Source organism: Blattabacterium cuenoti, assembly GCF_014251775.1.
Classification (GTDB): Bacteria; Bacteroidota; Bacteroidia; order Flavobacteriales; family Blattabacteriaceae; genus Blattabacterium; species Blattabacterium cuenoti_H.
In genome coordinates this window covers 26,428-47,069 of sequence record NZ_CP059199.1, presented here as the reverse complement: position 1 = coordinate 47,069, position 20,642 = coordinate 26,428, and the positions used below count along the sequence as shown (strand labels likewise).

Here is a 20,642-nt window from a genome sequence, read left to right as displayed (position 1 = left end):
TAATCACGATACAATTTGTTTTATTTTATTAGCGGCATCTTTTAAATCATTAGCATAATAAATAGGTAATGAACTCTTATTAAGAATATTTTTAGCATTTTTTTCATTTGTTCCTTGTAAACGAATCACTAATGGAATTTTAATTTTTTGATTAATTTTATTATATAGTTTAATAATTCCTTTTGCCACTGTATCACAACGTACTATTCCACCAAATATATTTATTAGAATAGTTTTTACTGATTTATCTTTTAAAATTAAATGTAAAGCTTTTTCAACCCTTTTTTCGTCAGCTGATCCCCCGATATCTAAAAAATTAGCTGGATCACCTCCACAAGATTTTATCATATCCATAGTGGCCATTGCCAATCCAGCACCGTTTACCATACAACCTACATTTCCATCCAATTTAAGGAAATTGAAATTATAATCATCTACTTTTTTTTCGACAAAATTATTATATATTAAATAATTATTTTTTTGACGAAAAAAAGAGTTATTATCTAATATAATTTTTATATCTGCTGGTATAATTTCATTATCCAATGTTTTAATAAAAGGATTAATTTCCATTAATAATGCATCACAAGAATGATAAGCTTTATTTAAATATGTTATGAATTTACTAAAATTTTTTAAAGAATCTTTATTAATTTCTAAATTAGATGCTATATTTCTTATTTGAAACATTTGTAGTCCCAATAATGGATCTATTTCTTCTGAAAATATTTTTTCAGGATTCTTTTTAGAAAGTTCTTCTATATTTATTCCTCCCTCTTTAGAATATAGAATAATATTTTTTTCTTTATCTCTATTTAATAAGATAGATAAAAAATATTCTTTAGGAGAAGAATTTTTATCAGAATCATTATTTGAATAAATATCTTCAGATATGAGTATTTTTTTCACTAAAATACCTTTTTTTGATGTTTGAGGTGTAATTAAATATTTTCCTAATAAATTTTTAGACTCATGATAAACTTCAGTTAAATTTTTAACTATTCGAATCCCCCCTGATTTTCCTCTACCACCCGCATGTATTTGAGCTTTAATTACTAAAGATTTTTTTTTAGTTCTTTTAAATAGTATTTTTGCTGCCTTAACTGCTTCTTCTGAATTATAAACGATTATTCCATCAGGAACCTTAATTAAAAATTTTTTTAATATTTCTCTACCTTGATATTCGTATAAATTCATTTATTCTAATTTTTTTTTGGTAAATTTAAAATAAAATTCTATATATTTTAGATTGTTATATTAATTTAATATATGAACTTATACGAAGACTATTCTATTCGATATAGATTAAGAAAATCTAACAATAAAACTCCTATATTATTTTTAATGATTCATGGATATGGTAGTAATGAAAATAATCTTTTTCATTTTGAAAAAGATATTTCTGACAATTTTTTTATAATAAGTTTACAAGGAATTTATTGTATAGAAAAAAATTATAAATATTATTGGTATGATATTGATTTTTCAGAAAATAAAAAAATAATAAATGTAAAGCAAGCTCTAAATTCTATTAATAAAATATCTTATTTTATAAATGAATCAATTAAGAAATATAAATTAAGAGATGATCAAGTATGGTTATGTGGATTTAGTCAAGGAGCTATATTAAGCTATGCAATAGCATTAAAAAATTCTAAAATAAAAAAAATTATTTCTCTTAGTGGATATATAGAAGAAAAAATATTATCGGATAAAATAGAAAATCTAAATTTAGAAAATATAGATCTATTTGTATCTCATGGTAAAAATGATACAATTATACCTATTGAATGGATCAGAAAAGATATAGAAATTTTAAAAAAAAATAATAAAATTTCTTCAATTTCTTATAGAGAATATAAATCTGGACATTCATTAAATGAGTTAAATTATAAAGATTTAATTGATTGGATTAAAAAAAATAACGAATGAATAAAAATACAAAATTTATAATATTCTTTTTATTTTTTTTATTTTCCATTATATTTTTTTATCAAAAAAAATATAATATTGGATCTTTTATATTTTCATTGGGATTAATTCCAATTTTTTTCTTGTTTAATAATGAATTTTTATTACTAGCATTTATTCAAATAGGAAAAAAAAATAAAAAAGGATTAAAAAAATATTTAGATTATATAAAGAATCCTAAACTTCAATTAACTAATGATCAAATAGCATGTTTTTATTTTTTAAAAGGAATTTATTATTCAGATAAAAATATTAATAAATCAGAATTTTATATGCAAAAATCATTAGATTCTGGACTAAAATTTAAACAAAATATTGCTATAGCTAAATATAATATGGCTATAGCATCCTTATCAAAAGGGAATAAAAAAAATGCAGAAATTTTATTATCAGAAGCAAAAAAAATGGATGTATCTGGAATATTAAAAGTTCAAATAGAATTAACAAGAAAACAAATGCAAAAATTTAATTTAAAATATTATAAAAAATAAAATTAAACTAATTCTAATTTTTTAGGAATATTTTCTTCTTTTCCATCCATTAAAAATTTAATTGGATTTTCTATGGATTCTTTAATAGAGGATAAAAATCCCACTGATTCTTTTCCATCAATTATTCTATGATCATAAGATAAAGCTAAATACATAATGGGACGAATTGTTAAAGATCCATTAATTACCACTGGTCTTTCTACAATTTTATGCATACCTAATATAGCACTTTGAGGTGGATTAATAATAGGAGTTGACAACATAGATCCAAATACTCCTCCATTAGTTATGGTAAAAGTTCCACCTTTCATTTCTTCAATAGAAATTGAACCATTTCTAACTTTTTCTGATAATTTTTTTATATTTTTTTCTATTCTCATAAAAGATAAATCTTCAGCATTTCTTATTACAGGGACCATTAATCCTTTTGGGCCTGAAATAGCAATACTAATATCAATATATTCAAAATTAATTTGATTTTTTTCTTCAATAATAGAATTAACATCAGGGTAACTTTTCAAAGCTCTTACACAAGAGAGAGTAAAAAATGACATAAATCCTAATTTTACTCCATGTTTTTCTTCAAAAAGATCTTTATATTTTTTCCTTATAGATAAAACTTCTTTCATATCTACTTCATTAAAAGTAGTTAGTATTGCAGCTTTATTTTTTATATTAACTAATCTATCTGATAATTTTCTTCTTAATAGAGAAAGAGGAGTAATAATCTTTTTTCTTTTATTTTCTGAAAAAACATTATTTTTATTATAGGTTTTATTTAAATAATCTTCTTTAATTATTCTTCCATTTTTTCCGGTTCCAATTGTTTCTTTAATAGGCATGTTTTTTTCTCTTAAAATTTTTTTTGAAGCTGGAGAAACAATTTTTTTTATATTTTCAATTGTTTCTATCGAACATAATCGATCACCTACATTAATTTTTTCCCCTTTTTTTCCAAAAATTTTGATAATTCCATTTTCTTCGGAAGCTACTTCTAATGTAGCTTTATCTGAATCAATTTCAGCTATAATTTGGCCTTTTTTTACATAATCTCCATCTTTTACCAACCAAGAAGAAATTTCTACTTCTGATATTGATTCTCCTGGAGAAGGAACTTTTATTTCTACAATCATAAAAAATTTAATTTTTAAAATTAAAAGATTTTTCTATTATCTTATAATGAATTTTTAAAAATTCATTATAAGATCCTACTGACGGACTAGAACTTTCGTTTGGAGATATTAATTTAATTTTAATTATATTTCTTAATTTTCTTAAAATAAAACTCCATAAACCCATATTTTCTGGTTCTTCTTGAACCCATATAATATCTATATTATTTTTATACTTATTTAATATTCTTTTTATATTATTTATATTCAATGGATAAATTTGTTCAATTCTAATCAAAGCAGTATTATTATTTCTAATAGTTTCTCTTTTATTTAATAATTCATAATATATTTTTCCAGAACAAAAAATGATTCTTTTTACTTTATTAGCATTTATAGTATCATCAATAATTTCTTGAAATCCTCCATTAGATAAATCTTTTATAGATGATAAACAATTTTTATTCCTTAATAAACTTTTAGGAGTAAAAACTATAAGAGGCTTACGAAATTTTAATTTCATATGTCTTCTCAATAAATGATAAAAATTATCTGGAGAAGTACAATTAACTATAAATAAATTATTTTTTGCACAAAGTTGTACATATCTTTCTATACGTGCAGAAGAGTGTTCTGGACCTTGTCCTTCATATCCATGAGGTAATAATAAAACTATTCCATTTTGAATTTTCCATTTACTTTCTCCAGATGAGATATACTGATCTATTATTATTTGTGCACCATTGCTAAAATCTCCAAATTGAGCTTCCCATAAAGTTAGGGTATTATGATTGCCCATAGCATATCCATAATCAAATCCTAATACCCCATATTCTGATAATGGAGAATTATATATTTCTATTTTTACCGGTTTAGAATTATTTTCAATCTTATTAAGAAGTATTAATTCTTCTTCTTCTTCTGTTTTTACCACAATATGACGTTGAGAAAAAGTTCCTCTTGCAACATCTTCACCAGATAAACGGATACAAAATCCATCATATAATAATGAACCATAAGCTAATATTTCAGCCATACTCCAATCGACTTGATTATTTTCAATCATTTCTAATCTTTTTTGAAAAATTTTTTTTGTTTTTTTAAAAAAATTTTTCTCTTTTGGAAGAGTAAACGCTATTTTTGATATATATTTGATAATATCAACGGATAATTTTGTATCTATTTTTTGGAAAATATCATTATTAAAAATAGAATATTTGTCATCTAATAAAAAATTATTTAAATAATTCCATTTAATATTTTTTGATTCCTTATATTTTTTATTAAGGATTTGTATATATTCTTCTTCTATTTTTTTTAAAAAAGTATTATTTATAATATTATTTCTTATTAATTTTTCTTTATATAAATCATAACAATTGGAACGATTTGAAATTTCTTTATATAAAATTGGTTGAGTAAATCTAGGTTCATCTCCTTCATTATGTCCATATTTTCTGTATCCAATTAAATCTATAAAAACATCTTCTTTATAATACATTCTAAAATCTATAGCAAAACGAATTGATCGAATAACAGATTCTATACTTTCTGCATTAACATGTAATATAGGGATGGAAAATGTTTTTGCTATATCAGTACAATACCAAGTAGAACGACTTTCAAACTCATTTGTAGTAAATCCTATTTGATTATTTATTATAATATGAATAGCCCCTCCTGTTTGATATCCTTTTAATTTAGATAATTGTAATGCTTCATAAACAATTCCTTGACCAGATATTGAAGCATCTCCATGAATAATAACTGGAATTATTTTATCCAAATTTTTTTTATATAAATAATCGATTTTAGCTCGAGTCATTCCGATAACAATTGGATTAACAGATTCTAAATGAGATGGATTCGGTAATAAATATATTTTTATATTACCTCTATTACCATTAGTATCATAAATATTTTTTTCACTGGAGTAGCCTAAATGATATTTAACATCTCCAGAAAATGATTTATCTTCATATTCTTTATCCTGGAATTCATTAAATATATTAGATAAATCTTTTCCAAAAAAATTTGTAAGAATATTTAATCTTCCTCTATGAGACATTCCAATAATAAATTCTTCAGTGAAATAATTATTATAAGAATATTTTACCATATCCTCCAACATTGGTAAAATTGATTCATTACCTTCTATTGAAAATCTTTTTTTTCCTACAAATTTATTATGTAAAAAATTTTCGAATTTTACTGCTTCATTCAATTTTTTTAAAAAAAATTTTTTTTCTTCTGAAGAAAAATTATTTTTTTTTTTATAGATCCATTTTTCTATCCAATTAATTTTTTCTGGATTAGTAATATGTAAATATTCTATTCCTAGAGATCCACAATAAGTATTATTTAAATAATTAATAATATTTCTTAATGATGTTTTTCCTAACTTAATTAAGTTTCCAGCTTCAAAATTAATATCTAAGTCTTTATTAGATAATCCAAAATTTTTTAAATCTAAAGAATAATCATTTGGTTTTATATTTTTTTTTATAGGATTTATTTTTCCAAAATAATGTCCTATTTCTTTATAGGAATGTATTAAATTTAATACGAAAAATTCTTTTTTTATATTTAACGATGAAATAAATTTATTGGATTGAATATTTATTTTTTCATAATTTTCTTTTCCAAAATTAAATCCACTAAAAAAATATCTCCAACTTGGATCTAATGAATTAGGATTTATTTTATATTGATTATAGAGATATTCTATAATATGTATATCATTTAGAAAAGAATAGCTATCATTCATATATTTTTTACTTTCAAATTTAAACATTTTAAAAATCTATGAGAAAATTTTAATTTTAAAAATTACTCCTCATAAATTTATTTATTTTCTTTAAAAGATTGTTTATTTTAATTTCTTTATTAAGAATAGCTACAGAAAATTTTTTTTCTTTCCAAGATTTTATAATATTATTTTCACAAATAATATTGATTATTTTATTAGAATTAATTTTTATTTTTTTTATTATTCTATCTGAAATAAATACAAATATAAAATATTTATTATCATTCATAATTCCAGTGAAAATAAATAAATTATCTAATTGATTTATTAAATCAATACCGATATTTTTTATATCTTTTTGATTTAAATCTAATAAATTATCGAATTTACATATGTATTTTATTTTATTCAAATAAATAATTTGCTTTAAGAATTCTTTTTTTACATAATTTATTTTATATAAATAAAATTTTGAATTTTCTTTTTCTAAAATTTTATTTTTTTTCTTTAAATGAAGAATAATTTTCATAGGAAAGTCAGAATTTAATTCTCTTTTTAAAGAAAATAATTCATTGTATGAATTTTTTAAATATTGTATTGCTCTTTCTGAAGTTAATGCTTTTATTCTTCTTATTCCATGAGATATAGATTTTTCATACAAAATTTTAAATACTTTAATTTCTCCAGTATTTTTAACATGTGTTCCAATACATAATTCATGACAATTACCAAAAGAAATCATTCGGATTTTTTTATCCTGATATTTTTTTTCAAAATCTTTGTGAAAAGAAATATTTATATTGTTAATTTCTTGTAAAGAAGAAAATATTTTTTCTTTTATTGGAAAATTAATAAAAATCATTTTTTGAACGAAATCTTCTATTTCAATTAATTTTTTTTGAGAAATTTTTTCATCATAAGAGAAATCCAATCTTAAATAATCATCTCTTATATAAGACCCCTTTTGTTCAATATTATTTCCTAATATTTTTTTTAATGAAAAAAGCAATAAATGAGTAGATGTATGATTTTTTTCTATATTTTTTCTTCTACTTTTATCAACAAAAGAATCGAAAAAAGAATAAATATTATTAGGTAATTTTTTTACAGAATGAACAATTAATGATCCTAATTTTTTTGTATCGAAAATAAAAATTTTTTCATTATTATTATATATGTATCCTGTATCTGCTATTTGTCCGCCATTTTCTGGATAAAAAGGTGTTTTAGAAAAAACTAATTCATAATAATATTCATTTTTATTTTTTTTTAAAACTTTTCTATATTTAGTTATATATAAACTACATTTTAAATATTTATAGCCTATGAATATGCTTTCTTTGTGAAGATTAACATTTTTATGTTCTAACTTTATCCATTCTTCTTTCCTTAAAGCTAAATCACTTCTATTTTTTTTGGATCTTATTTTTTGTTCTAATAACTTTTTTTGGAATAAATTTTCATCAATAGATAATTGATTTTTTTCAGCTATTATTTTGGCTATTTCAATAGGATAACCATATGTATCATATAATTGGAATATTGTATTTCCATGAATAATTTTTTCTTTTTTATATTTTAAATTTTTAATAATATTATGAAATTTTTTATTTCCTTGTTTAATCACATTAAAAAATAAAATCTCTTCTTTTTCAATTATATCGCATATATATTTTCTTTTACTGATTAATTCTGGAAAGAATAATTCCATTTTTTTTATAAAAAGATCTATAATATTAGAAATATTTATATCCAAAAATCGATTTATATGAATAATTGCTCTTCTTAAAATTTTTCTTATTATATAACCAGATTTATTATTAGATGGAATCTGCCCATCAAATATTGAGAATATAACTGCTCTTAGATGATCAGTTACAATTTGTATTGATATTTTTTGATCAATATTTAATTGTTTAAATTTTAATCGATCTTTTAGATCGTTAATTATAGTGGAAAAAATATCAGTTTCATAACTGGAATCTTTTTCTTGTAGTACCATACATAATCTTTCTAATCCCATTCCAGTATCTACATGTTTTATAGATAAATCTTCTAATTCTCCATTTAATTTTCTTAAAAATTCTATAAAAACTAAATTCCATATTTCTATTACTTTTGGGTGATTTTTATTAATGAGATCTTTTCCCAAAATTATTTTTTTTTCTTGATTAGTTCTTAAATCAACATGTATTTCAGTACATGGTCCACATGGGCCTGATTCACCCATTTCCCAAAAATTATCTTTTTTTCCAAAAAAAAGTATATGATTATTTGGAATTAATAATTTCCAATATTTTAAAGTTTCTTTATCTAAAGATAGATCATTTTTTTTATCTCCTATAAAAATTGTGACATATATATTTTCTCTAGGAATATTATAAATATTAATTAATAAATTCCATGCTAATTCTATAGCCTTTTCTCTAGAATAATCACCAAAAGACCAATTCCCCATCATTTCAAACATAGTATGATGATAATTATCATATCCTACTTGTTTAAAATCATTATGTTTTCCAGTTACTCTAAGACATCTTTGTATATTTGCAATTTTATTGTATTTAGGTTTTTCATATCCTAGAAAATATTTTTTAAAAGGATTCATTCCAGCGTTAACAAAAAAATTTGACGGATCATTCTCTAAAAATATTGGAAAAGAAGGTATAATTTTATGTTTATTTTTTTTAAAAAAATTAATAAAAGTATTTTTTATTATTTTATATTCCATAGAAGAAAAAATAACTAAATTATGGGATTATGTTTATTTTTTTTATTTATCTGTTTTATAGAATCAATTACATTATTACTTAGATATAATTGAATTATTTTTTTTAATTTCATTTTAAAATTTTGCTATATATAATGTTTAATTATAATAGACAATATTATTTTTCTTTTATTTTTATTTTTTTATATGTTTCACAATAAAAAGCTAAACTTGAAATAAATAATAAAATCAATAACATATAGTATATCCAATTAGGAATAGAAATTGGATCACCTTTTGCATAAGAATGTAATCCCGATAAATAATAATTTACTCCAAAATAAGTCATAATGATAGTTATTATCGATAATACACTAAGAAAATTAAAAATTATTATATTTTTCATTTTAGGAATGAAACGAATATGCAATATAAATGCATAAATCATAATGCTAATAAAAGCCCACGTTTCTTTTGGATCCCAACTCCAATAACGTCCCCAACTATTATTAGCCCAAACTGATCCTAAAATGGTTCCTATTGTTAATAAAAATATTCCTATAGTAAGACACATTTCATTTATTATAGTTAATTTTTGTATTTGATTAAAAATTTTTTTACTATAAGAATAAAAAATATTTTTAAAGATAAAAAGAATTAAAACTAAAATTCCTATTACAGAACTTGTGAAAAAAAATCCATAGCTAGAAGTTATTGTGGCTACATGTGTAATTAACCAAGATGATTTTAATACTGGAACTAAATTAGTTATTTCAGGATCCATTGCATTTCCATGTGCAATCATTAATAATATTGATGAAATTAAAGATGTAATTCCAGGTAAAAATTTATTTTTATAAAAAAATAATCCTACTCCTATAATAGACCAACTAATAAATATCGCCGATTCATATCCATTAGTCCATGGAGCATGATTAGATATATACCATCTAATGATTAATCCGAAAAATTGAATTATAAATGATATAAATAAATTTATTAAAAATATTTTTTGTAAAAAATTTATTATTTTTTTTTTAAAAAAAATTGTTGAAAATGAGTTTAATATAATAATAATACCTAAAACAATATAAAAGAAAGATAAATAATAAAATATGTTTATTTTATTATAAATAATTTCGGCAGATATCTTTTCTTTTGAAGGTAGAACTAATTTAGAATTCTTTATTTGGAATATTTTTATTTTATTTAATTCATTATCTGCAATATTCCAATTTTTATTATTTTCAGAATCTAATAAAGATTTTAAATAATTATTTAACATTGAATAACCTAAAGGATATAGTTGATTATTTTTTATCCAACTTGACCAAGTATTATTATTATCATTTGGAATTGGAAATATTCTAGTATATTTTCCTTGAAATATTTCATGTATAATTCCAACACGTTCAGTAATCCGGATAATAGATTTATCATATTCATTTCTATGTATTGGATTCTTTGAAAAAGATTTTTGATAATCTTTTTGGAAGATATATTTTAATTTAGAAGTTTTCTTATCTAAAACATAAAAATCCATTAGAGATGCATAATAACTTTTATTTTTTTTAAAAAAATTTATATTTTTATCCATTTTTATAAATGGAACTTTCATCCAAAAAATATTATCTTGGTGCATTGATATGAACCATTGATTAGCATCAATATTACCTATAGAATCTTTTTTATAAATTTTTCTTAATAATTCAATTGCCATAGTATTAATTGGCTTTATTCTTCCTTTAGGATCTTGTACTAATAGTTTAGCAAACTTATCCGAATGTTTTTTAGGAATATGAATAAAATCAGAAATTTCATCTATTTTCAGAGATGAATTTTCATTAAATTGAGAATAAATATTGTTAATCCCTAATAAGGTGGTTATAAAAAATATAATAAAAAAATTTTTATTATGTGTTAAATGATTTAATTTCTTTTTAAGATAATCAAATCTAGTTCCCTTCCAAAAAAGAGTAAAAAACATACCAATAACCATAAATATATATCCTATATAAGAAAATAATGTTCCCAAATAATTATTGTTAATAAAAAGATATGTTCCCTTATTATCTGGATCATATCCAGATTGAAAAAATCTGTATCCTTTATAATTTAGGACATTATTCATATAAATAATGTAATCTTTACATTTATTTTTATCTATTAATGTAATTTCACTAGTATAAGAAGATGGGGAATTAGATCCAGGGTAATTTTCTAAATTAAATTTATTTAAACGTAAATAAAAAGGAATATTTAAAAATTTCGATCCATATCCGATGGATATTTTATATTTATCAATAAAGATTGGATCACTCATTTTTAAGGAATGATTTCCACCAAAAAAATTTATAATCTTTTTTTTTCCTTGAAAACAAATTTTTGCAGTAATAGCATAAATTGAATTGTCATCTTCCTTTTCACATGATTGTATATATTTTAATTTTCCTTTTAAAATTTTTTCAGGAATTACAAAATAAAATTTATTATAAGAATTAATTTTTATTTCATATAAATGTCTAATTTTCAAAATTTCATCATAATTTTTTTTTAATGGATTAGAAATTCCATTAATCATATTTATGCATTTTCCAGAAAAAGATGACCTTATATATATATTTCCAGATTTTTCAAAAATTTGTATTCCATTAAGATGGATATTTTTATTTAAATAAAAATTAATTTTATTAATTTTTATTTTTTCATTTTCTTTAAGAAAAGATTCATTTTTATTATTATTTTTTAAATATATAATTCTTAATATCTTTTTTTCATGATTATTTTTTAAAATAAATAATTTTGGACATGGAATACATTTTATAATACTTACTTTTAAGGGTTTTTTTTTAAAAAAAAATTTTTTTTTATAATCTTTATGAAAAGAAGAAAGTATAAATTTATCAAAATAATTTTTTTTATTATAATTTCCTTTATTAATACTTAATTTAATATAATTATTTTGAGAAAGTACTTTATTGGTAAACCTACCTTCTCTTAAATAGATTACTCCTTCGTCACTAAAATATCTAGATAAAATCCCACCAATAAAAATAAAAATAAATGATAAATGAAAAATTAAAACAGGAATTTTATTATTATTCCATAATTTATATTTCCATATATTAAAAACTAAATTAATTACAATTAAAGATATTATAATTTCAAACCAAGTAGATTCATAAATAAATATTTTAGCGATATTAGTAGAATATTTTTTTTCTATAAATGTAGCTATTGCCATGGAAATAGCTATTATTAAAAATAATATAGATGTTATTTTTGTTGATAAAAAAAATTTTTTTAAGATTTCCATTTTAAATTGAATTTTTTTTATGAAAAATCAAAAAATAGGAAAAAATGAATCATAATAATTGTTATTAAATTTTATTATATATTTTTAAGCCATCATAAGCTAAATAAACATTTTTAGGTAATTTTTCTTGTATTTTTTTATGAAAACCAATTTTATTACTAATATGTGTCAAATAAGTTTTTTTTGGTTGAATTAAACGAATAATATTTAAAGTTTCTGAAAATAAAAATTTATTATCTTTAGATTTTTTTCTTAAAATATTTAAAACTAAAATATTTAATCCTTTTAATCTATTCATTGTATCAATTGGAATATCACTAATATCTGTTAAATAGGCAAAATTTTTAATGCGAAATCCTAATATAGGTAAAGTATTATGAAATACGTATAATGGATATATTTTTATATTAGAAATATAAAAATTTTCACAATTTTTTTCTAATTTATTAAAGGAAATTCTGAAAATATTTTTTTTTTTTTCTCCTGAAAAAAGATAAAAAAATCTTTTTTCTAAATTTTTTAAAACTCTATCTAATCCATAAATAGGAATCGTATGAATTATTTTTTTATGAAAATTAATAGGTCTAATATCTTCTAAACCACCTATATGATCATAATGTTCATGTGTAATAAAAATAGCATTTACTTTATTAAAATTATTTCGTAACATTTGATATCTAAAATCTGGACTGCAATCTATTAAAAAAAACATATGATTAATTTCAATTAATATTGAACTTCGTAATCTTTTATCTTTAGGATCTTTTGATAAACAAACAGGATGTTTAGATCCGATAATAGGAATTCCTTGAGACGTACCAGTTCCTAAAAAAGTAATTTTCATAATTATTTAAAATTATACTGATTAATGATACTTTTTTGAATTTCGTTTATGATATTATTTTTGTCTTTTAAAAATTCTTTTACTGAATCTCTTCCTTGACCTAATTTAATTTCCTTATAACTAAACCAAGATCCATTTTTTTTAATTATTCCTAAATTCACTCCTAAATCTAATATTTCACCTGTTCTAGATATTCCTTCTCCATACATAATATCAAATTCAGCTATTTTAAATGGCGGAGATAATTTATTTTTTACTACTTTTACTCTAGTCCTATTTCCTAATATTTTGTCACCATTTTTAATTTGTATACCTCTTCTTATATCTAATCTTATTGAAGAATAAAATTTTAAAGCATTACCACCGGTAGTTACTTCTGGATTTCCATATACTCCAATTTTTTCTCTTAATTGATTAATAAATATTAATATACTTTTAGATTTTCCAATGCTGGAAGTTAGTTTTCTTAATGCTTGTGACATTAATCTAGCTTGTAATCCAATTTTAGTTTCTCCCATTTCTCCTTCTATTTCACTTTTAGGTATTAATGCAGCTACAGAATCAACTACTATCATATCAATTACTCGAGATCTTATTAAATTGTCTACTATTTCTAATGCTTGTTCGCCATTATCTGGTTGGGATATAATTAATTCTTTTATATTTACTCCAATTTTTTCTGCATAATAACAATCGAAAGCATGTTCAGCATCAATAAAGCTTGCAAAACCCCCTTTTTTTTGAGATTGAGTAATAGCATGCAAAGCTAAAGTAGTTTTTCCAGAAGATTCTGGACCAAATATTTCAATAATCCTTCCTTTTGGCAGTCCATTTATTCCTAAAGCTATATCTAAACTAATTGATCCAGAAGATATAGTTTCTAAATTTTCTAAATTTGAATCTCCCATTCGCATTACAGTACCTTTTCCGTACATCTTATCCATTTTTTCTAAAACTGCTTCTACAGATTTTCTTTTTTGATCAATTTTTTCTTTCATAATATTTAATATATTTAAAATAAATTCTTTTTAATTATTAAAAAAACTGAAATAAGAATAAGAAAAATGTTAATAAGATCTGCGTAATATAAATAATCAATTAATGTTGAACTTTATATCTGAACAACAATAAATATTATTATTTATCAGAATCAGAGTCTAAATTATCTTCAGAATTCTCTAGTTCAGAAGCTTTTTTAAATTCTTTTAATCCGGTTCCTAATCCCTTCATTAATTCAGGTATTTTTTTACCTCCGAATAATAAAAGAGCAAGAATAACAATTACTACTATTTCACTAGTTCCAAAGGTTCCCAATATAATTAATAATGTATAAAAAAAATAAATCATTAATATTATTATTTATTGATATTATTATAACACTAATATAACACTAAAATTAAAAAATTTATGAATTATTTTTTATGGTAGAATAATCACCTAAATTTATCTTTTTTGCTTTTTCTTTATAAGATGTATAATTTCCTATTATACTATTTTCTAAATTAGAAGAAACTACATTTGCATAATTTTGAATTAATGATTTTTTAATATTACTATTTTTTATATATGAAAATTTTCCTATTGATACGTATGGTCCTATTATACTATTTTCTATTATGGTAGATTCGCCTATATAAGATGGTTCGATAATAATACTATTTTTCAGTAACGAATTCTTATGAATTAATTTCAATTTTTTTTTACAATCTATAGATAAAATTTTTGAAATTGATGAAATAATAGTTTTTATATTTCCAAAATCAATCCAATTTTTAACTAATTGACTAATAAATATTTCACCTTTTTTTCTCATATTTTCTAGTACAGTTGTTAATTGGTATTCTTTATTATTCTTAATATTATTATTGATTACATATTGTAATTCTTCTTTTAAAATAAGACTATTATGAAAATAGTAAATTCCAACAATAGCTAAATCAGAAATAAAATTATTTGGTTTTTCTATAAAATTAATAATTCTTCCAGAAGAATTACATTTTACTACTCCAAAAGTAGTAGGATTTTTTATTTGATTAGTCCATATAATATTTTTATTATTTAAAATTTGATTTATATTTTCTTTAAAATCTATTTTATGAAATAGTGCATCGGAAAATACTATAATAACTGGATCACCTATTAAAGATTTTTTAGCTTTTAATATAGCATCTGCTGTTCCTAATGGTTCTTTTTGAAAATATATAATAGAATTAATTCCTATATCATCAGTTAATTTTCTTAATTTTTTTTCTACTTTTATTTTATCTGTATTTAAATTAACTATAAAAATTATTTCTTTTATTGAAAAAAAATTAATTATTTCTAATAACTCATCTAATAGTCTTTTTAAAATTGATTTTCCAGCAATGTTTAAAAATGTTTTAGGTGTACATAAAGTATGAGGATAAAGACGAATACCTCTTCCTGCTATGGGGATTATAATTTTCATTTTTTTTAAAATAGATATTATATTCCGGTACTTCCGAAACATTTTTTTCCTCTATTACTTTTTTTCAAATGAATAGAATTTTTCCAATTAACATTTATTTTTTCAAAAAAATCTATCATTGCTATTTTTTCTTTTGGATAAATTATAAGTTTTTTATAACAAACATTTATTAAAAGTATTTTTACTTCCATGATATTTGTAATATGAATAATACAAATAGATTTAATAAAAATTTTTTTTAAAACAATAAAATGTTTTTTTAATTTTAATGGTATAATAATACCACTAGAAATTAGTTTTCGATCAAATAATCTAATTTTAATTGGATTATCAATATTATTTAAAATTACTTTTGGAAAGTTTTTATATAAATGCAATTTAGTTAATTATTTTAAAAGAGTTAACAATTTTTTTCGTTCGATTATTAGAATAATTATTAAATATAATAATTGAATTATAATATTAATTATTATATTTTGATTTCTATTAGTTATAAATACAGTAAAATTTGCAATAAAAAAATGTAATAATATATTTTTTATTTCTTTACAAAATTTTGGAAAAGTTCTTTTATTCCAAATAAATAGGAGTAACAGCATAAATCCATAAGACATAAAAGTTCCCCAAGCAGGAATTATAAAATTATTATTCGGATTATTTATAAAAATAAAATTAAATAATAACGTTATTAAAACTCCTATTAAAGAAATATAAGTCCCCACCAAAGGACGATTTAAAATTTTATAAAAAATAGATAAATTATTGTATATTCCCAAAAATAAATTTCCCATTATTATTATAGGAATAATAGAAATTGCAAAATGATATCTTTTATTAATTAATAAATGAATAATAAATTTTAAATTTCCACATACTAATACATAAAATAATAATCCAAATAAAATAAACAAATATGTAATTTCTTCATAAAAATATTTTGCATTAGTATCTTTAGATTTTTTAAAAAAAAATGGTTCGATCCCTAATCGAAAAATTCTTATATATAAACTCATAAAAGATCCTACTTTATAACATGCAGAATATGCTCCATTTATATCATCAGAAAGCCATCTTTTAATCAAAATTTTATCTAAATTTTCATTAATAGAAAAAGCAATAGTTCCAGTCATTATAGGAAAACTATAATGAATCATCTCTTTTGCAAGAGATATTTTAAATTTTGAAAATCTTACTATTCTTAGTATAATAGGAAGTATTAAAATAAAATTAATAAAAGATGCCACCATATTTGCAAAAAATATATAACCAATTCTATTAGTAAAAGAATTTACTATTTTAAAAAAGTATAAATAATAGTTATTTTTTATAGTAAAAAAATTTTTATGACAGGAAAACATATATGTTATTAAAAATGATTGTGTAATCATCATTATTACGTTTATCATAGTATGTAATAAAGGTTTTTCATTCATCCGTATCCACGCCATAGGTATTATACAAATGGTATCAAATAATATTATTAATGAAAACATAATAAAGTATTCTGGATGGTTTGAATATCCAGTGAACGATATTATTTTTTGTATAAAATTTGATGAAATAAAAAAAAATAATGATATAATTATTAACTGTATAATTATAATTGTTGAAAATACTACATTCTTATTATAATTTTTTTTATATAAAAATCTAAAATAAGTATTTTCTAATCCAAAAGATAGTAATCCAATTATCAAAAAAGATATGGCGTACATATCAGTATATATAGAAAATTCGTCTCTTTTTAAAGAAAAAGTAAAAAATCTTATAAAAGCATAATTTACCATTTTTGGTAAGAGCAACCCTATAGAATAAATAATTGTGTGTATGGCTAATTTTTTGTACAAATTAAAATTATTTTAATTGTTTTAAATAAGAATGATAACATGTTCTTTTTTTTATATAAATAAAAAAAGATATGAATTATAAGTAACTTTAATAAAATTTTTTATTAGTATAGAATAAATGGATTATAGGAAAGATTCAAAGGAATTTATAGATTATGCAGTTAAACATAAGAATATTAATAGTTTAAATATATATGATTATATAAAATTAACTACACCTTATATTGTTGAAGAACGAAAACTAAATATAGCACAAATGGATGTTTTTTCCAGATTAATGATGGATAGAATTATTTTTTTAGGAACACCTATAGAAGATCAAATAGCAAATATAATACAAGCTCAATTACTTTTTTTGCAATCTTTAGATTCCAAAAAAGATATTCAAATATATATTAATTCTCCTGGAGGAGATATTTATGCAGGATTAGGAATATATGATACTATGCAAATTTTAGATCCAGATGTTTCTACTATATGTACCGGAATGGCTGCATCTATGGCCGCTGTATTATTATGTTCTGGAGTAAAAAAAAAGAGATCTTCTTTAAAACATTCTAGAATTATGATTCATCAACCTATTGGAAGGTCCATAGGGTCAGCATCAGATATTGAAATTACCGTTAAAGAAATATTGAAATTAAAAAAAGAACTTTATGAAATTATATCTAAACATTCTGGATTACCTTTTGAACAAATAGAAAAGGACTCAGATAGAGATTATTGGATGGATTCTAAAGAAGCAAAAAATTATGGAATGATAGATGAAATACTAGAAAAACATCCAAAAAAATATAAATAAAATTTTGGAATAAAAAAGTGATCACGACAGGATTTGAACCTGTAACCTACTGCTTAGAAGGCAGTTGCTCTATCCATTTGAGCTACGTGACCAAATATCGGGGTAGCAGGATTTGAACCTACGACCTCCTGGTCCCAAACCAGGCGCGATACCAGACTACGCTATACCCCGTATAAATTATAATAATAGCGGAGAATGTAGGATTCGAACCTACGCGGTATATCTCTATACCGACAGTTTAGCAAACTGTTCCGTTAACCACTCCGGCAATTCTCCAATTAACTTAGTTAATTAGTATGACAAATCTAAAATAGATATATTAAATAAACAAATAATTATTTGCTCGTATTTAATTTTTTCGAAAAAATTTTGTTCTAGTATGAAATATATTTTTTAATTTTTTTCGAAAAACTTTTTTAAGTTTTTCAATTTCTTTTAATGTAATATTTGCATTTAATAATTGATTTTCCTTTTTTTTTTTATAAAAAATCTTATCTACAAGAAAATCAATCTTTTTAGAAGATGGATTTTTTATACTTTTAGAAGCAGCTTCTAAAGAATCAGCGATCATTACAATAACAGTTTCTTTAGAAAAAGGTTTGGGGCCTGGATATTGAAATTGTTTTTTCTTTATTTTAATATTAGGATTTTTTTTTTTATATCTTTCATAAAAATACTCAATAATACTATCACCGTGATGAGTACGTATAAAATCTATAATGGAATTAGGTAATTTATATTTTTTAGCTAAAATTAATCCGTAATAAACATGATTTAATATAATTTTAGCACTTTTTTTAGGATTTAATTTTTCATGTGGATTTTTAATATTATATTGATTTTCAATAAAAAATTTTGAATTTTTTATCTTACCTATATCATGATAAATACTTCCAATTTTTGCTAATAAAGAATTGGCTCCAATAGAAATAGCAGCAGCTTCAGCAAGATTTGAAACTATTAAAACATGTTGTAATGTTCCAGGTGCTTTTTTATAAAGTAAACGTAATATAGGACTATTTAAATCAGATAATTCTATTAAAGAAATATTTGAAGTAACATTAAATAATTTCTCAAAAATAAAAATTAATGGATGAATTAATAATGCAAAAAAACCATTTATAAAAAATAATAAAATAATATTTGTATTTAAATAATCTATAGTTCCTTTATAAAATAACTGATATATTCCAAATATTATTATATAAGTAATAATTACCTTTATAATAGTGAATAATATATTTTTCATTTTATAAAGATCACCTGTAGTTAATAAGATTAATAATCCAGTAATTATTTGTATAAATAAAAATTCTAAACGATTAGGAACAATTAATGATAATAATAATATTGTTATTAAATATGTAATAATACTAATATTATAATTAAAAAAAATAATAATATTTACAGGTATTATCCAAAATGGGATTATATACAATATTTTTAAATAAAAATTTAATATTAAAATTGTTATTATAGATATTAATAATATATTGAAAAATAAAAAGTTAATTTTTTTGTTATCTAAATAAATATATTTTTGGAAATAAAAAATATATAAATTATATAGAAATATAATAATACTATTGATTAATAAACAACCAATTATTGAAAAATAATATTTTTTTTTATTCCATATTTTTTTTTCATATTCTTTTTTTAATTCTGATAAAATATGAATTTTATTATCGTCAATTATTTCATTTTTTTTAATAATTTTATCTCCTTTCTTAAAAAAGAATTTAATATTTTTATTTTTTAATTTTTCAGTATTTGGAATATTGTAAATACTATTCAACGTTATATTTTTATTCAAAATATTTTTTATGATATTTTCTTGAAAATTATTATCATTAATAATATTTTTTATTTTTGGAAAAGATTTTTTATTTAAAATCCAATATATTTTATTTTCAATAGTAGATAATGAAGATATTTCTTCTTTTTTTAGAAAAGAAATATCATTGATGAAAATAGATATAAAATGATTTATAACATTATAAAAATTATCTTTTTTTGAAATTTTATCTTTTATTATATTTTTTTCTATATTTTTTTTTATTTCTTTTTTATTAAAAAGAAATATTTTATTAATTATTTTCTTTTCATAAATTTTAAAATCAAATGGAGATGATAAATCTATATATTTCCATTTTCCATTTTTATAAAATTTATATTCAAATGTTTTTTTTTTCGGAGAAAATAATGTTAGTAATAAAATTATTATAATTGGAACAGATATTTTATATAGATAATTTTTATAAAAAAAATATTTAGATTTTTTTTTAAAATTGAAAATCATATAATTTTTTTAAAAAAATTGAAATAATATATAATAATTAAATATATTA

The 20,642-nt window shown here is 20.6% G+C and carries 15 protein-coding genes and 3 tRNA genes; 3 read left to right on the top strand and 15 right to left on the bottom strand.

The genetic code is table 11. The features are described from left to right. Nucleotides 1-3: 3 nt before the first annotated feature. Nucleotides 4-1,197, bottom strand: a complete 1,194-nt coding sequence (sucC, locus tag H0H58_RS00195) for an ADP-forming succinate--CoA ligase subunit beta (RefSeq protein ID WP_185865055.1) — start codon at nt 1,195-1,197, stop codon at nt 4-6. Between the two features lie 72 nt (nt 1,198-1,269). On the opposite strand from sucC, the gene H0H58_RS00190 reads away from it, so the two are divergent. Continuing rightward, nucleotides 1,270-1,932, top strand: a complete 663-nt coding sequence (locus tag H0H58_RS00190; RefSeq protein WP_185865054.1) for an alpha/beta hydrolase — start codon at nt 1,270-1,272, stop codon at nt 1,930-1,932. After that, on the top strand, nt 1,929-2,462 hold the full coding sequence (locus H0H58_RS00185; protein ID WP_185865053.1) for a hypothetical protein: 534 nt from the start codon (nt 1,929-1,931) through the stop codon (nt 2,460-2,462). The genes H0H58_RS00190 and H0H58_RS00185 overlap by 4 nt, the downstream gene beginning before the upstream one ends. Nucleotides 2,463-2,464: 2 nt before the next feature. Here the strand turns inward: H0H58_RS00185 and sucB are convergent, their stop codons facing one another. From sucB to H0H58_RS00135, 10 genes are all read right to left on the bottom strand, one after another. Continuing rightward, nucleotides 2,465-3,595 (bottom strand): dihydrolipoyllysine-residue succinyltransferase, encoded by a 1,131-nt coding sequence (gene sucB, locus H0H58_RS00180; protein WP_185865052.1) that lies wholly within the window; start codon nt 3,593-3,595, stop codon nt 2,465-2,467. Between the two features lie 7 nt (nt 3,596-3,602). Further along, entirely contained in the window at nt 3,603-6,341 is a 2,739-nt protein-coding gene (locus H0H58_RS00175; RefSeq protein ID WP_185865258.1) for a 2-oxoglutarate dehydrogenase E1 component, read from the bottom strand. Between the two features lie 55 nt (nt 6,342-6,396). Further along, the gene (gene alaS / locus H0H58_RS00170; RefSeq protein WP_185865051.1) at nt 6,397-9,054 is read right to left on the bottom strand and encodes an alanine--tRNA ligase; all 2,658 of its coding nucleotides are present in this window, start codon (nt 9,052-9,054) and stop codon (nt 6,397-6,399) included. Nucleotides 9,055-9,211: 157 nt separating this feature from the next. Next, on the bottom strand, nt 9,212-12,349 hold the full coding sequence (gene ccsA, locus H0H58_RS00165; RefSeq protein WP_185865050.1) for a cytochrome c biogenesis protein CcsA: 3,138 nt from the start codon (nt 12,347-12,349) through the stop codon (nt 9,212-9,214). 64 nt (nt 12,350-12,413) lie between these two features. Further along, nucleotides 12,414-13,193 (bottom strand): MBL fold metallo-hydrolase, encoded by a 780-nt coding sequence (locus tag H0H58_RS00160; protein WP_185865049.1) that lies wholly within the window; start codon nt 13,191-13,193, stop codon nt 12,414-12,416. 2 nt (nt 13,194-13,195) lie between these two features. Beyond that, entirely contained in the window at nt 13,196-14,191 is a 996-nt protein-coding gene (gene recA, locus H0H58_RS00155) for a recombinase RecA (RefSeq protein ID WP_185865048.1), read from the bottom strand. A gap of 139 nt (nt 14,192-14,330) precedes the next feature. Beyond that, nucleotides 14,331-14,540: a Sec-independent protein translocase subunit TatA/TatB gene (locus H0H58_RS00150; RefSeq protein ID WP_185865047.1), complete on the bottom strand. Its 210-nt coding sequence runs from the start codon at nt 14,538-14,540 to the stop codon at nt 14,331-14,333. Between the two features lie 58 nt (nt 14,541-14,598). Next, entirely contained in the window at nt 14,599-15,642 is a 1,044-nt protein-coding gene (locus tag H0H58_RS00145) for a sugar phosphate nucleotidyltransferase (RefSeq protein WP_185865046.1), read from the bottom strand. Nucleotides 15,643-15,659: 17 nt separating this feature from the next. Next, nucleotides 15,660-16,019 (bottom strand): dCTP deaminase/dUTPase family protein, encoded by a 360-nt coding sequence (locus H0H58_RS00140; RefSeq protein ID WP_185865045.1) that lies wholly within the window; start codon nt 16,017-16,019, stop codon nt 15,660-15,662. 9 nt (nt 16,020-16,028) lie between these two features. Continuing rightward, nucleotides 16,029-17,489, bottom strand: a complete 1,461-nt coding sequence (locus H0H58_RS00135; protein ID WP_185865044.1) for a lipopolysaccharide biosynthesis protein — start codon at nt 17,487-17,489, stop codon at nt 16,029-16,031. 118 nt (nt 17,490-17,607) lie between these two features. Here H0H58_RS00135 and H0H58_RS00130 point away from each other — a divergent pair, with 118 nt between their 5' ends. After that, on the top strand, nt 17,608-18,291 hold the full coding sequence (locus H0H58_RS00130) for an ATP-dependent Clp protease proteolytic subunit (RefSeq protein ID WP_185865043.1): 684 nt from the start codon (nt 17,608-17,610) through the stop codon (nt 18,289-18,291). 18 nt (nt 18,292-18,309) lie between these two features. Here H0H58_RS00130 and H0H58_RS00125 read toward each other — a convergent pair. The 4 genes from H0H58_RS00125 to H0H58_RS00110 all read right to left on the bottom strand — a co-directional run bounded on the left by H0H58_RS00125 (nt 18,310) and on the right by H0H58_RS00110 (nt 20,593). Then, nucleotides 18,310-18,383 (bottom strand) — tRNA-Arg (locus H0H58_RS00125). A 5-nt stretch (nt 18,384-18,388) separates the two neighbouring features. Next, nucleotides 18,389-18,462: transfer RNA gene (locus H0H58_RS00120), tRNA-Pro, on the bottom strand. 18 nt (nt 18,463-18,480) lie between these two features. Next, nucleotides 18,481-18,567, bottom strand: a tRNA-Ser gene (locus H0H58_RS00115). Nucleotides 18,568-18,640: 73 nt separating this feature from the next. Continuing rightward, nucleotides 18,641-20,593 (bottom strand): HDIG domain-containing metalloprotein, encoded by a 1,953-nt coding sequence (locus tag H0H58_RS00110; RefSeq protein WP_185865042.1) that lies wholly within the window; start codon nt 20,591-20,593, stop codon nt 18,641-18,643. Between the last annotated feature and the right edge of the window lie 49 nt (nt 20,594-20,642).